This window comes from Acinetobacter sp. 1424608 (assembly GCF_000588255.1).
GTDB classification, from domain to species: domain Bacteria; phylum Pseudomonadota; class Gammaproteobacteria; order Pseudomonadales; family Moraxellaceae; genus Acinetobacter; species Acinetobacter nosocomialis.
In genome coordinates this window covers 286,594-301,969 of the sequence record NZ_JFXL01000001.1, presented here as the reverse complement: position 1 = coordinate 301,969, position 15,376 = coordinate 286,594, and the positions used below count along the sequence as shown (strand labels likewise).

Sequence of the window (15,376 nt, the reverse complement as noted above, 5' to 3'; positions counted from 1 at the left end):
ATTTAGCCTGCATTTTTTAATGCAAAATCTCGACCAAATAGCAGCTTATTTCTAAATGAAGAAACAGGAGTTTGATCTGCAATTAACTCTGCATACCACATGCCATCTTCAGTATCTCCAAACAATACTGCACCGATTACCCGATCGCTTTGAATGATAATACGCTTATAAATCTGGCGTTTTTCATCGTTCAGGATAATGTCTTCATAATCATCTTTCGGTTCAAAATTGCCTGCCGAGAATACATCGACACCACTGACTTTTAACTGAGTCGGTACAGTCGGTGCCTTAAAAGTTAAGCTGCCGTGCTCTGCTAAATGGGTCGCGCAAATAAAAGCTTGGCCCCATAGTGGTTCAACCAAACCGAAAGTTTGACCACGGTGTTCGATACACTCACCCACGGCATAAATACTTGGGTCAAATGTTTGCATGGTGTCATTCACCAATACACCACGATTACAACGTAATCCTGCACTTTGCGCCAAAGCAATATTCGGACGGATACCTACAGCAAACACCACAAGGTCAGCATCTAACACTGTGCCATCTTTTAAACGGATTTGTTTGACATGACCGTTTTCATCACCAATTAACGCTTCGGTATTGGCTTCGGTAATGATTTGAATACCTTTTTGCTCAATACTATGACGAAGTAACTGACTTGCACGCCCATCAAGTTGGCGTTCCATAATACGGTCCATCAAATGCAATACCGTGACATTCATACCGCGTTGTTTTAACCCATACGCCGCTTCTAAACCCAGCAAACCGCCACCAATCACGACTGCATTAGTTTTTGAACCACAGTATTCAATCATGGTGTTAACGTCATAGATGTCACGGAAAGTTAACACGCCTTTTAGGTCAACACCTTGAACTGGCGGAATAAACGGTGTTGAACCTGTCGCCAAGATCAAACGGTCATAATCAACTGTCTGGCCTTTTTCGGTATAAACCACTTTACGCGGACGATCAATTTTTACGGCTTTATCACCAGCAATAAATTTAATGCCTTTATCGTCATACCACTTCGGTGGATGCAACATAATGTCTTCAATGTTTTTTTCACCCGATAAAACCGGAGATAGCATAATACGGTTATAGTTACCCCATGGCTCTTCACCAATCACCGTAACTTCATAACGGTCTGGTGCCATATCAAGTAAATCTTCCAGACAACGCATTCCTGCCAAACCATTTCCGATCAGCACCAGTCTAAGTTTGTCTTGTGATACACCTGTATTGGTAATATAAGTTTTTTGCGGCACCGCGTTGACCCAAACACGACTATCAACAATTTTGCTCGGATAAACCGACAATTTTTGGTCTTTATCTTCTAAACAACGGCCCGTAGCTAAACTGAAATGTTGTTTATAGATTGGAGATGCAACGACGCGTTCGCCTTGTAAATCACCAATAATTCCGCGGCTCATCACATTCGCTTGGCTAAACGGATCTTTATTGCTCAGTACATAAACACGTTTTTCATGCCCCACACGAAAGATTGCAACCGCTTGACCGCTCACTAGCGCTCCTGCACCAGTGTTTGGGGTTAAATCATCGAGTGCACAAACGTCAATCCACTGATCATCAGGAAGCATATTTTTGTCTTGTACAATATTCATAGAAACTCTCCTTTATGCTTCAACCATTGGAATACGGTCTTCTAAACGTTCAGCTTCGGTTAATGGACGAATTTGACCACGTTCAGTTGTAAATTGAATGTGTGGATCAGCTTGTTCATTCGCTCCTGCATTGATATAGGTTTGGAAGCGTTTACGAACTTCAGGATTTTCAACCGCAGTACGCCATTCATCTTGATATGTACCAATAATGTGTTCCATACGGCGCTCAAGCTCGGCAGCCAAACCAAGAGAGTCCTCAACGATCACAGATTTAAGATAGTCTAGACCGCCTTCCATGTTGTCACGCCATACACTGGTACGTTGTAAACGGTCTGCCGTTTGAATGTAGAACATAAAGAAACGGTCGATATAACGAATCAGTGTTTCTTTATCGAGGTCAGATGCAAGTAATTCTGCATGACGCGGTTTCATACCACCGTTACCACATACATAAAGGTTCCAACCCTTTTCAGTAGCAATCACGCCTACATCTTTACCTTGCGCTTCCGCACACTCACGTGTACAACCAGACACTGCCATTTTCAATTTATGCGGTGAACGCAAACCTTTGTAGCGGTTTTCAAGTTCAATCGCTAAACCAACCGAGTTATCTACCCCGTAACGGCACCAAGTGCTACCCACACAAGATTTCACTGTACGTAACGACTTACCGTAGGCATGACCAGACTCGAAGCCCGCAGCATTTAACTCTTCCCAAATAAATGGAAGTTCATGAACTTGGGCACCAAACATATCAACACGTTGACCACCAGTAATTTTGGTGTATAAGTTATATTTCTTTGCAATTTGACCAATCGCAATTAAGCCATCCGGAGTGACTTCCCCGCCTGCCATACGCGGTACAATTGAGTAAGAGCCATCTTTTTGAATGTTACCAAGGTAGTAGTCGTTACTGTCTTGCAGACCTGCATGACTTGGCTTAAGTACGAAATCATTCCAGCAAGATGCCAAAATATTTGCTGCCGCCGGTTTACAAATATCACAACCTAAACCGTGCCCATGTTGATGAATTAAATCATCAAATGTCTTGATTTCATTGACACGAACCAAGTGATACAACTCTTGACGCGAGTACGGAAAGTGTTCACAAATGTGATTGTTAACAGTCACGCCTTGACGCTGTAACTCTGACTTCAATACTTGAGTTACTAATGGTGCACAGCCACCACATGCAGTTGCTGCTTTGGTGCATTTCTTTAATGCACCTAAAGAGGTCGAACCATCGCTAATTGCTTGGCAGATGTCTGCTTTTGATACGTTGTTACATGAACAAATGGTCGCGCTGTCTGGCAGTAAATCGACTCCGCTACCACCAGATTTTGCTGCTGATTGCTCAAAGCCCGGCATGATTAAACTTTCCGGCACTTCAGGTAAAGCCAAACCATTCAACATCATTTGTAAAAGGTCGTTGTATTCTTTGGCATCACCCACTAAAACCGCGCCAAGCAATTTGGTTTTGTCGGCATTTACAACAATCTTTTTATAAACCAGTGCATGTTCATCTGCATAGAAATAGCTTAATGCACCTGGGGTCATGGCATGTGCATCACCGACAGAAGCAACATCAACACCCATCAGTTTCAACTTGGTGCTCATGTCTGCGCCAGCAAAGCAATGACACTCTTCATCTAAAATGTGTTTTGCTGCAATGCGTGCCATGTCATAGCCCGGCGCAACCAAGCCATAAATTTTATTTTGCCAGAGCGCACATTCACCAATGGCATAAATGTTTTGATCAGATGTTTGGCAATAATCATTAATTACAATACCGCCACGCTCACCAATCGCAAGCCCGCTATTTCGCGCTAACTCATCACGTGGGCGGATCCCCGCAGAGAATAAAATCACATCAGTTTCGAGTTCACTACCATCGGCAAACTTCATCACATGAGTGGTATTTACACCAGACTCAATAGACTGAGTCGCTTTTTGTGTATGAACTTTTACACCTAAATCTTCAATTTTACGGCGTAAAACCTTGCCCCCTAAGTCATCAATTTGAACTGCCATCAAACGTGGTGCAAACTCAACAACGTGCGTTTCTAAATCTAAATCACGTAAAGCTTTGGCTGCCTCAAGTCCAAGTAAACCACCGCCAATTACTACACCTGTTTTTGCATTGAGACTCGCTGCACGAATCGCGTCTAAGTCTTCAATAGTACGGTAAACAAAACAGTTTTCACGGTCATTACCCGGAATTGGCGGAACAAATGCATATGAACCAGTCGCCAGCACCAACTTGTCATAACTAATCACATCACCATGATTGGTTGTTACGGTTTGTGCAGTTGTATCAATCGCCACTGCTTTAGTATTTAAACGTAGGTCGATGCCATACGCATCGGCAAAATCAAAACGTGCCAAAGATAAATCTTTTGCCGATTTCCCTGAGAAGTATTCAGTCAAATGTACGCGGTCATATGCAATACGAGGTTCTTCTGCAAGAATCGTGATTTCCAGTTCATCATCTGCTTTTTCTAAAATGGCTTCGATGAATTTGTGGCCCACCATACCATGACCAATCATTACCAATTTCATAGTGTTTCTCCTCAAATCACGTTGCTTTTAAGCTGCGTTCTTGCGTTCTCAAATAGACATTGTTGTTTTGCCTTGTGCTCTACCGAGAAACGTATCAACATCACAAAGCGGATAGCTGCTTGGAACCCATTTTTTCCACTCGTTGACGACACCCAATGCATAGCAAAGTCATAAAAACAAATAAAAAAAGCGAGCCCCCTCATAGAGAAGGCTCGCATCGCTGGAACTGAAAAATTAGTTAATTCAGATGTAACTTTTTTATGCAATAAAAATAAAGACATAACCTTCACTCCGACTGAACGTAAATTCTTTATGTGTGCAGTTGCACTCACAAATTCGATCAGAACGGACATCGTTGGCCGTCTTTAAAACTTATGGTCGTCTTCGACCTGTAATTAACTAAGCATTTTGCGTGCCAATTCTTTTTAAGATTAATATTAATAATTTTTTATTATTATTTTCAACTATTTAAACTAAAACACTTTTTCATCCATAAAGAAGATTTAATTTTTCCTGCACTATTGCTGCTCCTCTATATGGTTTAAACAAAAATAAGTTTTGCCACAAAATGAATCGTATTTCTGCACCAATATCGATCAAAACAATGCTTTAACATAGTAAAGGACCACTCATGCTTGATTTTTTGTTTAAATTTGGATGGCACTAATCTTGCTTAAAATTTAATAACAAAAAACGCGTCGAATTGGCGCATTTTCTTAGCCTGATTTTCTGAACTTATGCCAAAACTCAAAATAGCTCTTATCGATGATGATCATGCGCGAGCCGACTATATAAAAAACAGTCTGCTTGAAAATGACTTTGAAGTGGTGGCCTGCCTTACTTTGGACCACTTAAATATTTTTCGTCTTGAAGATTTACAAGCCGATGTCATCTTGCTCGATATGGATCATCCTCATCGTGACATTATTGAAAGTTGTGTGAGTAGCTATGACCTACCAACTGTTCTATTCACTAAAAATTCAGATAAAGACACCATCAAACAAGCGATAGATGCAGGCGTAACGGCTTATATTGTAGATGGCATAGACCCTGCCCGCCTACATACCATTTTAGAGATTTCAATTGAGCAATATAAAAAACATAAAAAGCTCGAAGGTGACTTAAAAGAAGCTCAAACCAAACTGGCAGATCGTAAGGATGTTGAAAAGGCTAAAGTGCTACTCATGCAATTGCATGGCTTACCTGAAGATACGGCTTTTCAATTACTCAGAAAAAATGCCATGAGCCACCGTATAACGATTGGAGAAATGGCACGGCGTTTACTTGACGCTCAAAAACTATTAAATGATCAACTAAAGGATGAATAAATGAGCAAATTAGAAAAGACTCAATTGCAACTCGGCTACATTCCTTTACTTGATTGCATCGCTTTACTTTGGGCAAAGCAACAAGGTTTCTTCGAAGAAGTCGATTTAGATGTTACCCTAGTCAAAGAAGCATCATGGGCAAGTCTACGCGACCGTTTAGCTTTTGGTTTATTAGATGCTGCACATTGTTTATCTGCCATGCTACCCGCTGCAACTGTGGGTGCAGACCAAATTGGTATTGCACTGCAAACCCCTCTTATTTTAAGTAAAAACCGTGCCTTTATTAGCTTAAGCCAAAAATTAATTCATCAATTGGCTATTCAAGAGAATGATAATGCACAAACTACCGCCCAAAAAGTGACGAGCTACATTAAAGAAGATAATGCTCTATCCTTAGCCCATGTATTTAAACATTCAATCCATCATTATTGTTTAAGAGAATGGCTCGCTTTAGCAGACCCTAAAATAGCTCAAACGCTCAAACTCAAAGCACTTCCGCCACCGTATATGGTCGAAGCTTTAGATAACCATGTGATTGATGGTTTTTGTGTGGGCGAGCCGTGGAATACACAAGGAGAACTTTTAGGCTTAAGTAAAATGGTTTGCTCAAGTCAGGACATTATTCCCAATGTGGCAGATAAAGTTCTCGCAGTAACTCAAGAATGGGCTGAACAACACCCTCAAACCTTAGTTGCACTTACAGGGGCAATTATGAAAGCTCAAAAAGAGTTGAGTAATTTAAAAGATTTTACACCTGTCTTAAAGTTATTAGTCGAGTTCGGGATTGTCCGATTTCACTGTTCTGAAGAAGTACATGTCGATAAATATTATATGATTCAAAATATTGTAAAGCACTTGGTTAAAGAAAATGCGGCCCCACAACCTGAAGATTTTCATTGGTTATTTCAGCAAATGCAAAAATGGGAAAAACTTCAATTAGCTCCTGCTCAAATCATAGAACTGAGTACACAATGCATTAATCTCCATTGCTACAATCAAGCCAAACTCTAAAAAAACTTAAGCACATTATAAAAAAAAGCTGTCTTTATTAACAAAGACAGCTTGAAAGACCGATAAGACAAATGCGTTATACGCATTACTACATTTAAAAGACTCAACTCATCCATTAAATATAGCTCTTATGTTTCCGATCATAACCAGTTAAAACTTATCATTTTCAGACATTTCCATATCAATAACTGACAATTCAGCAGTCTTGCATCCTTTTTATAATTTCGACGAACAACCTGAACTCCCCTAGATATTAGTCTATAATTTTGTTAACTTGATTATGTTACAAATTCAAAATATGTATTTGGGATTAATAAATTGGGGGGCAAAGAAATGATGAGAGAAATCTCACACCGCGAAGTTTATGCACTGGTTGATATTAACAATTGTTATGTCAGCTGTGAGCGACTTTTCAACCCTAAACTCAATGATAAACCTGTAGTTGTTTTATCTAACAACGATGGCTGTGTTGTTTCACGTAGCGAAGAAGCAAAACTTTTAGGTATCAAGATGGGAGTACCTTGGTTTCAAATTGAAAAAGATGCTTTAAAAGCTGGTGTTCAAGTTTATTCAAGCAACTACACTTTATATGCCGAGATGTCTCGTCGCTTTTTTGCTGTCCTCGGTGACTTTTTCTCTCCAGATGACTTAGAAGCTTACTCTATAGATGAATGCTTTATTCATCTCACCCCTTACCTTCAGTCTATTGATATATCAGATTACTGCAGTGAGGTGAGAAACACCCTGCTAAAATGGTTAGGCTTACCTTGTTGTATTGGTATTGGATATTCAAAGACACAAGCAAAACTTGCCAATCACTATGCTAAGAAAATTAAAAGTTTTAGGGGAATTTGTAATTTTATCACCTTAGATCCATTAATTATGGAAGATCTCATGCAGCACACATCAGTCAAAGAAGTGTGGGGAATTGGCTATCAATTGGTCAAACAACTACAAAGTTATGAAGTGTACTCCTGCCTAGACTTAACTTTTGCCAATGAACACCATATGGCAAAAGCATTTTCTGTGGTCATGGCACGTACCATTCGTGAGCTAAAAGGCCAATCCTGTATTCAACTTGACGATCCCGCCATTCCGACTAAACGGATTTTAGCATCACGAAGTTTTGCTCAAGCTTTATCCAGTATTGAGATTATTAAACAAGCACTTATTTTTCATCTTAACCGGGCACATCGCCGTTTAATGAAACAGGAACAACTTTGTTCCTGCATTCAGGTCATGCTTTATGAAAAAATCGATAAGCCACCTTATAAAAAAGCCATTTCTCAGGCTATCGGTCTTCACTATGCAACAGATGATTTATGTATACTAACAAAAGCCGCAATGCAGCAAATAGATGTTTTATATAAAGAAAATAAAAGCTACATAAAAATTGGCGTGTTATTTTGTGGTCTACATGCACGTCAGCAACATATTGATGATTTATGGCAGCCTTTAGAACTTATTCATCAAAGACAACAATTGATGGAAACTTTAGGTACAGTCCGTAAGCGTTTTGGTAGTCATTACTTACAAGTGGGCTATCACTCACGTAACCCATCTTGGCAAATGAAACAATGCCATCGCTCAAAAAATTACCTAACTCGCTGGAATGAAATGTTAACGATTGAAGATGCTCACGACCTCGTTACACAAAATACATGAACTGTTTTTGTCAATTCGGTTTAAAATAAGCTCCGTTAAATTACTTGAAATTTTGTCATTTTTTAACATTGCTAATTCGTCGCAAAATTTACAATATATAAGCCGAATTTGGTGTACCCTTTCTGCGACAATTAAAAGAAATTATAAAAAACTTGTAGAAACATATGCCATAATAAGCAAACTTTGCAGACATCTTGCAAAGATTATTTGCAACTTTAGAGCTGGAGCAATCTGAATGAGTTCGACCATTTTGGTAATTCATGGACCGAATTTGAATTTGCTGGGAAAACGCGAACCAGAAGTATATGGTCATCTTACCCTAGACAATATCAACCAACAACTTATTGCTCAAGCTGAACAAGCCTCAATTACACTAGATACTTTTCAAAGCAACTGGGAAGGTGCCATTGTTGACCGTATTCATCAGGCACAAACAGAAGGCGTAAAACTAATTATTATTAACCCTGCTGCCCTCACTCATACTTCAGTTGCTTTACGCGATGCCTTACTGGGCGTTGCTATTCCCTTTATAGAAGTACATTTATCAAATGTTCACGCACGTGAAGCTTTCAGACATCATTCTTATTTATCAGACAAAGCAATTGGCGTGATTTGTGGTCTAGGCGCAAAAGGTTATAGCTTTGCTCTCGATTACGCTATTGAAAAAATTCAACCATCTAACCCAAACTAGTTCAGGAATAGTCGCCCATGGATATCCGCAAAATTAAGAAACTCATCGATTTAATGATTGAGTCTGACTTGCAAGCGATTGAAGTTAAAGAAGGTGATCAATCGATCGCTTTAACTCGTCGCAATCCTGTCGTTGCTGCGGCTGGTGTAGCACTTTCGGCAGCTCCTGTTGCTGAAGCACCTGTTGCAAAAACACCACGTGGAGCAGTTGAAACTTCTCCTATGGTTGGTGTGTTCTATGCTGCTCCAAGCCCAGGCGAAGCACCATTTGTTAAAGTAGGTCAAACAGTATCTGCTGGTGAGACTTTGGGTATTATCGAAGCAATGAAAATCATGAACCCGATTGAAGCAACTCAAAGCGGCGTGATTGAAGAAATTTTAGTGAAAAATGGTGAAGTGATCCAATTCGGTCAACCTTTATTCCGTTATCGCGCGTAATACCTCGGGGACAACTATGTTGCAAAAAGTTTTAATTGCAAACCGTGGTGAAATCGCTTTACGAATTACCCGGGCTTGCAAAACATTAGGAATCAAAACTGTCGGTATCTATTCAGATGCTGATAAAGATTTGATGCATTTACGTTTCGTTGATGAAGCAGTATGTATTGGTCCGGGTGCAAGTAGTGACAGCTATTTAAATATCCCGGCAATTATTACTGCTGCAGAAATTACTGGTGCTGATGCAATTCACCCAGGCTATGGCTTTCTTTCAGAAAATGCCGAGTTTGCTGAAATTGTAGAAAGCTCAGGTTTCACATTCATTGGCCCTCGCCCAGAACATATTCGTTTAATGGGTAATAAGGTTTCTGCAATTGTTGCAATGAAAAAAGCTGGTGTACCGACAGTACCTGGTTGTGACCACGCAGTAACTATCCACAATGCTTTAGCTGAAGCGAAAGAAATCGGTTTCCCGCTTATTGTTAAAGCGGCAGCTGGTGGTGGTGGTCGTGGTATGCGTATTGTTGAACGCGTAGATACATTACTTGAGTCAGTTCAAGCAGCTCAACGTGATGCAGAAATGTGGTTCGGCGATGATACCGTGTACATGGAACGCTTCTTACAAAAACCTCGCCATGTCGAAGTTCAAGTTTTAGGTGATGGTAACGGCCATGCGATTCATTTATATGATCGCGACTGCTCATTACAACGTCGTCACCAAAAGGTGTTAGAAGAAGCTCCTGCTCCAAATCTCCCAGAACAAGCACGCGCTGATATTTTACAAGCTTGTGTTAATGCATGTCAGTTAATGCAATATCGTGGTGCTGGTACATTTGAATTCTTGTTCGAAGACGGTGAGTTCTTCTTTATTGAAATGAACACTCGTGTTCAGGTTGAGCACCCTGTAACTGAAATGGTGACTGGTGTTGACATTATTGAACAGCAATTACGTATTGCAGCTGGTTTAGGTTTAGAGCTTCAACAAGAAGATATTGAAGTTCGTGGTCATGCCATTGAATGTCGTATCAATGCCGAAGATCCAACCACTTTCTTACCTTCACCAGGCAAAATTGAAAGTTTTTATGCGCCAGGCGGTGCAGGTATTCGTTTAGATTCTCATATCTATCCTGGATATAGCATTCCCCCTTATTACGATTCAATGATTGCAAAATTGATCTCTCATGGTAAAAATCGTGAAACTTCGCTTGCCCGTATGCGTCAAGCGTTAGACGAAATGATTCTTACAGGAATTAAAACCAATATTCCTTTACATAAAGATCTTATCTTGCAAGATAAAAACTTCTGCGAACAAGCAATGGACATCCATTACCTTGAAAAACACTTGTTGAAAAAAGTGGAAGAAGAAAAGAAAGCTGAAACTGCATAATATGCATAATAAAAAAAGCCTCTTACATAAGAGGCTTTTTTTATTAATTCAAATTTATGGCAACATGCGACGTAGTGTTGCAAAACATTGCTCGCCTTTAGCAGTTGAGCAGAAATTGATGGTATGATCATTTTTCCATTGCACAAAATACTGAGAAACATCACCAGTCTGATCTTGCTGCTGACCAGAACAATCAACTTTATTATTATCAAACTTAATCTGCATCACTAGAGCTGATAACTGCTCTTTAGGGTCATCAGATGGTTGATATTCATAAATACCATATGACCATTCTTCACCGCTTTTAATCACCACATCATTACTACTACGGAAATTATAGTACTCTACACATTTTTTATTATTTGGAATCTCCATTCCCCACAATCCCATAATTTCAGGACGCGTAACAATACGTATAGCGTTAGGATTACTAGCAGTGCGTACGGGCTGTTCAGTTGGCTGTTGAGTCACTGTCTCAGCCATAGCAAAACCAGAACAAGCCAATAATAATCCCATAATATAAATATTTTTCATAGATTTATTAATCATTAAACGCATGGGTTTAAGTTAGCACATTTTTTTAGAAAAACATTGTTTCATAACCATATAAAAACAATATTTTTCAACCGTAACGAACCGATACTTCTCATCAAACAATTTTTATCTTTAACTACTCATCCCTAACAATTTTTAGCAACATTTGACTTAAGAAGCTAGCTTTTCAATCTGTTTTGGTAGCCAAAATACAAAGCACAAACCTAGAAGCACTACTAATGCAGCAATCATAAAAATATGCTCACCAGTAAGAATTTTCCAATAATGACCAGCCAGAATACTTCCAAAGGCAACCCCAAGTCCCCACATGGTGCTATAAAAAGCCTGACCTCGACCTTGCTGCCCTATTGAAAAGTTCTGAAAAATGAGACGCATTGCAATAAGATGAAACAAGCCAAAACTAAAAGCATGTAAGCACTGTGCAAATAACTGACCTATAAAATAATGAGAGAAGAGAGCCACCAACAACCAGCGTATGCTTGTTAAAACTAAGCACATGGCAACAAGACTACGCCACGAAAAATATTTAAAAAACGTAGCGGCATATGCAAACATCACAATTTCAGCAATCACTCCCATTGCCCATAAAAAGCCAATTTCAGTGGTACTGTAATTTAAAGATTTTAGAAAATTGCTATAAAAACTATAAAAAGGGGCATGTGAAAAAAGAAGAATAAATTCAATAGTAAAAAAAGCAGCAACTTCTGGACGCTTTAACACAGGCAATAAAGGTTCTAAATGCTTTTGTGAAGTAGGAGCCCCTTCTGGTTCACGAATCGTAAAAGCCCAAATAAATGCAAGGGATGCTATTATGAGTAATAAAATAGGCAACATAGAGATTGGAATAATTTCTAAAATTGCACCTATGGTAAACACACCTACAATAAAACCGACCGATCCCCATTTTCGAATTTTTCCATAAAGTTTTGCCCTTTGGTCGCCCAACCAAAATAAGGTTACCCCTTCAAACTGAGCCAAAATTGCATTTTGGAAAAAGCTAAAAATAAGCATAAGTAAAGCGACAGATTGAAATGTATTGGGAACTATAAAGATAGCCAACCATATACAAGCTTCCATCCAAGTTGCGAGCCTCACCAAAAGCATTCTTTTACCAGATTTATCTGCGATCCAACCCCAAACTAAAGGCGCAAAGAATCGCGTTACAATAGCAATAGATGATAAGATACCTATCTGCTGATAATTAAACCCTTGATCTTGAAGATATAAATTCCAGTACGGCATGAATGTGCCAACGATGGAATAGTAAAAAAAGTAGAATCCACCGAGTCTGGTTTGAATTGTAAGTGATGGGAGCAACTGATAAACCTTATATCTTCAATAAGTTAGAATTTCAGATAATTGTATGTATATCTACATTAGCCTTACTCGCAACTCAACAATCTACACACAACCTCATATTTGAGCAGTACTCCCAACATTCGTACACCGAATAGTTCCAGTATAAGTAATGGTAGCGTCACTATTAATCGTTGCTGCTGTATAATTATAAGTACTATTTGTGGTTCCAGTTACCGTACAGCCAGCATGTGCTGAACTAAAAAAAGCATAAAGCACAAATAACAGTAAACTAGCTAAAACATACTTTAAAGTAGATGAAAACTTTTTGGCTAGCATGTAGGAACTATGACTTACAATACTTATTGACATACATAAGGCCCCAATTTTTTAGCACTGTATTGCTGACTTTCGTAAGTGAAATTAACTTGACATGAACCATGATCAAGAAGGTCTATTTCAAGTTTATTTTGCTTTAATAGGTTTGGAACGAAGACCTCACCATCATAGCCCACTACGGCATCTTGTTGTCCATTAATTCGGACGCTATAACCCGGTAATAATGGCGTGTTGTTTTTATCAACTATTCTCACCAAGCCTGAAATAACCCGATGTGCACCAAAGTCAACCAAGGTTCCTTGACGGTAGCCCACAAGTGCGGTCTGATTGGTACTCGTCACATCCCATTCCAGTGGTAAATAAGATGGGTCTAGATAGATATGATGAGATTGATACGGTCTTAAATTCGCAATTAAGAATCTTCCCGACTTATCAGTTTCTCCTAAATTTACTCCACCATTTATAATCTGGCTTTTCGGTCCGGCATTGGTGACAACAGCATAACCATCCCCTATTTCATTGGCCGCAAATATACGTCCTGCCGCCGCAACCAACGATCCTGTCGCTGAAAGTGCAACCTGGTCATTATCTCCAATTCGGTTATAACGACCTGTCAGATACGCAGCCCTTGCTCGGTAAGAACCATAGATCGATGCATTGTTAGTATGCGCATCCTGATCTCGCTCTACATATCCACCCCATCCAAATGAGCCAATGTGTGGATCACTAAATCCATTTACTTCTTGTCTATACGTTGTTTTACCACTGTCATTAGAAAAACTTGTTATTGCATTAACTTTTATAGATGGCGTATAGCGCAGCGCAAAGTAAATGCCATAGTCCTTATGGTTTTCATAATCTTTATAAGCTGAACTATAAAAACCCCAGTTCTTGTTCAGACTTCCGCTTAAGTTCGCAGACAGTAACTTATACGAGTTATCACTGTACTTGATCTGGTTATAACCGACATAAACACCATAGCCTGCATAAAAGTTATAGTTAATCCCTGCCCTAATAATCTCATCTGCCAGCGCGCTATAGCTGAGATAGTTCTGTGGTTCAGAAGTAATCTGGTTATCTTTTAAATACCGGATTTGAGACACACGGGCCAGATCAAAGTAGTTATCAAATACTTTGCGGTAACTGGTGTTAAATGAAATGTTCTTGCTAATACGCCCTTCTAAACCGACCAGAGCCGAATAGCCGTTTTCATCCTTATACTGGCTTGCTGCAAGGTCAGCATTAATCACCCCCACACCAAACAAGTTCTTGGCGAAACCTGTGCCCACGTTGGAAAGACCGTCTGTGGAGGCTTCCACACCCCCACTTAAGGTCAGTGAGTTGCTATAACCATAACGAATTGTACCAGAGGCAAAGGTGGCATCATCATAATCGTTTGAGTACAGCCCATAGTTGTAGCGTGGAACCCCAACATCTACTGAAAACTCATTTATGCCTTTTGCCAGAATCTTCGATGAAAAGTAGTAAGGCTTTTTAGTAATGCTTTGCTGACCTGTTGCATCGGTTGTTACCAGTGTAACTTCATTTCCGGAAATAAACGGCAGCTGCTTAATGTCAAATGGGCCTGACGGAACAAGTCCTGAATAAATCTTTTGCTGGTTAACGTATAAGTCCAGTGTTGAAGGCAGTGCCGCCGAACCGGAAAATTGCGGCAACGCCGAGGTAACAATATCACCACGCTGGGTATAGGCACTCGACCACTGGAAACCGGCAAGACGTACACTACTGCCCCAGTCCGAGCTATTAGAAATAAAGTCACCTAGGGTATATATCCTGACTTTTTCAGGGTCTACATATTGCCATTTACTTTCCAGACGTACCCACTTCTCATGGCTATAGCTCGTTTCATTACTACCGTTATATAAAACGCCTGATGAAAAGTTACCGAGTGCGCTATTAAAAATACCTTCAGCTGAACCTGAGAAAATACTCTCATCATTGGTTATGGTGTGGTACAGGCTATAATTCAGGATTGCAGCATTTAAGGGTTTCATTTTTAGCAAACCAGAACTAGTAGTTTGCTGACCACTTAACTCAACTGAGTAACCAGTTAACATGCTGGCGGGAACTTGTAAGTTTAAAGATTGCTCATTTTCCAGATATTTAAACTGGATTCCTTTAAGTTGATTAATACATACCCATTGGCTATCTGGAATATGCTCATCCATTTTCACTCTTAGCGTTTTTAAGTCGCCAGAACGAATATATAATTTTCCGTCCTTAGATTGTTTTACGGAAAACAAATCTTCTGAAGGATTAGAGTTAATAGAAATATTTAAAAATAACTGAATAAAATTAAGATTTTGCTCCTGTCCATTTGTCTTTTCCTGCGTATATTTATTATTGCCATCTATAGATTCAGGAACACTTGGAATCAAAGTATTCGTATGATCTACTAATTGTTCAGCAAATGAATGCGCTGGAAAGTACGCAACACATAAGACACCTATAATATATTTCAT

General features: G+C 39.5%; 12 protein-coding genes and 1 pseudogene. 6 read left to right on the top strand and 7 right to left on the bottom strand.

Features of this window, described 5'->3' with window-relative positions; all coding sequences use genetic code 11:
* Nucleotides 1-2: 2 nt before the first annotated feature.
* From nirD to J678_RS0103860, 3 genes are read right to left on the bottom strand one after another with little or no spacing between them, the layout of a single operon-like run.
* On the bottom strand, nucleotides 3-1,625 hold the full coding sequence (gene nirD, locus J678_RS06145) for a nitrite reductase small subunit NirD (RefSeq protein ID WP_017394110.1): 1,623 nt from the start codon (nucleotides 1,623-1,625) through the stop codon (nucleotides 3-5).
* 12 nt (nucleotides 1,626-1,637) lie between these two features.
* A complete protein-coding gene (nirB, locus tag J678_RS06140; protein WP_017394111.1) occupies nucleotides 1,638-4,184 on the bottom strand; it encodes a nitrite reductase large subunit NirB in 2,547 nt (848 codons plus the stop codon).
* A gap of 11 nt (nucleotides 4,185-4,195) precedes the next feature.
* Nucleotides 4,196-4,465 (bottom strand): hypothetical protein, encoded by a 270-nt coding sequence (locus J678_RS0103860; RefSeq protein ID WP_306217888.1) that lies wholly within the window; start codon nucleotides 4,463-4,465, stop codon nucleotides 4,196-4,198.
* Nucleotides 4,466-4,921: 456 nt separating this feature from the next.
* Here J678_RS0103860 and J678_RS06135 point away from each other — a divergent pair, with 456 nt between their 5' ends.
* The 6 genes from J678_RS06135 (at nucleotide 4,922) to accC (ending at nucleotide 10,703) form a co-directional block, all read left to right on the top strand.
* Nucleotides 4,922-5,512 (top strand): ANTAR domain-containing response regulator, encoded by a 591-nt coding sequence (locus J678_RS06135; RefSeq protein WP_001125253.1) that lies wholly within the window; start codon nucleotides 4,922-4,924, stop codon nucleotides 5,510-5,512.
* Nucleotides 5,513-6,523, top strand: coding sequence for an ABC transporter substrate-binding protein (locus J678_RS06130; protein WP_017394113.1), 1,011 nt, complete (start codon nucleotides 5,513-5,515; stop codon nucleotides 6,521-6,523).
* A gap of 336 nt (nucleotides 6,524-6,859) precedes the next feature.
* Nucleotides 6,860-8,188, top strand: coding sequence for a Y-family DNA polymerase (locus J678_RS06125; RefSeq protein ID WP_025467782.1), 1,329 nt, complete (start codon nucleotides 6,860-6,862; stop codon nucleotides 8,186-8,188).
* Between the two features lie 235 nt (nucleotides 8,189-8,423).
* Entirely contained in the window at nucleotides 8,424-8,879 is a 456-nt protein-coding gene (gene aroQ, locus J678_RS06120) for a type II 3-dehydroquinate dehydratase (RefSeq protein WP_000099412.1), read from the top strand.
* A 17-nt stretch (nucleotides 8,880-8,896) separates the two neighbouring features.
* Complete coding sequence (accB, locus tag J678_RS06115; RefSeq protein WP_017394115.1) at nucleotides 8,897-9,316, top strand: acetyl-CoA carboxylase biotin carboxyl carrier protein; 420 nt, start codon at nucleotides 8,897-8,899, stop codon at nucleotides 9,314-9,316.
* Between the two features lie 16 nt (nucleotides 9,317-9,332).
* Nucleotides 9,333-10,703, top strand: coding sequence for an acetyl-CoA carboxylase biotin carboxylase subunit (accC, locus tag J678_RS06110; protein WP_002049609.1), 1,371 nt, complete (start codon nucleotides 9,333-9,335; stop codon nucleotides 10,701-10,703).
* Between the two features lie 54 nt (nucleotides 10,704-10,757).
* Here the strand turns inward: accC and J678_RS06105 are convergent, their stop codons facing one another.
* The 4 genes and pseudogenes from J678_RS06105 to J678_RS06090 form a co-directional block, all read right to left on the bottom strand.
* Complete coding sequence (locus tag J678_RS06105) at nucleotides 10,758-11,261, bottom strand: hypothetical protein (protein ID WP_002049607.1); 504 nt, start codon at nucleotides 11,259-11,261, stop codon at nucleotides 10,758-10,760.
* Between the two features lie 147 nt (nucleotides 11,262-11,408).
* The gene (locus J678_RS06100) at nucleotides 11,409-12,575 is read right to left on the bottom strand and encodes an MFS transporter (protein ID WP_153569356.1); all 1,167 of its coding nucleotides are present in this window, start codon (nucleotides 12,573-12,575) and stop codon (nucleotides 11,409-11,411) included.
* Nucleotides 12,576-12,674: 99 nt separating this feature from the next.
* Nucleotides 12,675-12,926 (bottom strand): annotated as a pseudogene (locus J678_RS23965) (SCPU domain-containing protein); the annotation flags it as partial.
* On the bottom strand, nucleotides 12,917-15,376 hold the full coding sequence (locus J678_RS06090) for a fimbria/pilus outer membrane usher protein (RefSeq protein ID WP_031997921.1): 2,460 nt from the start codon (nucleotides 15,374-15,376) through the stop codon (nucleotides 12,917-12,919). The pseudogene J678_RS23965 and the gene J678_RS06090, both read right to left, overlap by 10 nt.

Coding starts and splice junctions, on each gene's coding strand:
- nirD (WP_017394110.1), bottom strand. CDS start 1,625: ATGAATATTGTACAAGACAAAAATATGCTTCCTGATGATCAGTGGATT.
- nirB (WP_017394111.1), bottom strand. CDS start 4,184: ATGAAATTGGTAATGATTGGTCATGGTATGGTGGGCCACAAATTCATC.
- J678_RS0103860 (WP_306217888.1), bottom strand. CDS start 4,465: ATGTCTTTATTTTTATTGCATAAAAAAGTTACATCTGAATTAACTAAT.
- J678_RS06135 (WP_001125253.1), top strand. CDS start 4,922: ATGCCAAAACTCAAAATAGCTCTTATCGATGATGATCATGCGCGAGCC.
- J678_RS06130 (WP_017394113.1), top strand. CDS start 5,513: ATGAGCAAATTAGAAAAGACTCAATTGCAACTCGGCTACATTCCTTTA.
- J678_RS06125 (WP_025467782.1), top strand. CDS start 6,860: ATGAGAGAAATCTCACACCGCGAAGTTTATGCACTGGTTGATATTAAC.
- aroQ (WP_000099412.1), top strand. CDS start 8,424: ATGAGTTCGACCATTTTGGTAATTCATGGACCGAATTTGAATTTGCTG.
- accB (WP_017394115.1), top strand. CDS start 8,897: ATGGATATCCGCAAAATTAAGAAACTCATCGATTTAATGATTGAGTCT.
- accC (WP_002049609.1), top strand. CDS start 9,333: ATGTTGCAAAAAGTTTTAATTGCAAACCGTGGTGAAATCGCTTTACGA.
- J678_RS06105 (WP_002049607.1), bottom strand. CDS start 11,261: ATGCGTTTAATGATTAATAAATCTATGAAAAATATTTATATTATGGGA.
- J678_RS06090 (WP_031997921.1), bottom strand. CDS start 15,376: ATGAAATATATTATAGGTGTCTTATGTGTTGCGTACTTTCCAGCGCAT.